The sequence below is a fragment of the Bacillus sp. SIMBA_005 genome, assembly GCF_046535585.1.
Lineage (GTDB): Bacteria > Bacillota > Bacilli > Bacillales > Bacillaceae > Bacillus > Bacillus pumilus.
Map to the genome: position 1 here is coordinate 1 of NZ_JAWRWI010000790.1, position 253 is coordinate 253.

The following is a 253-nucleotide window of genomic DNA, read 5'->3' on the forward strand; positions in this document are numbered from 1 at the left end:
GCATCGCGTCCGGCAGCGCGGGCAGGGCATCGGCCAGCGCACCATCGCCGCTGTCCGCGCGCCGCCACACGGCGGTCAGCTGCAGCAGGGCCGACAGCGACGCCAGATAGCTCTTGGTCGCCGCAACGCTGCGCTCCGGGCCGGCGCCGAGCGGCAGCACGACATCGGCCAGCTGCGCGAGCGGGGACGCTTCGACGTTGACCAGGGCGACGATGCGCGCCCCGGCCTCGCGCGCGGCCTCTGTGTTGCGCAG

1 protein-coding gene is annotated in these 253 nt (G+C 75.5%); it reads right to left on the reverse strand.

Annotated elements, in window-relative coordinates; translation table 11 throughout:
• The coding region (locus SB660_RS22230) for an SIS domain-containing protein (RefSeq protein ID WP_410584630.1) at positions 1 to 253 on the reverse strand (253 nt) is incomplete at both ends.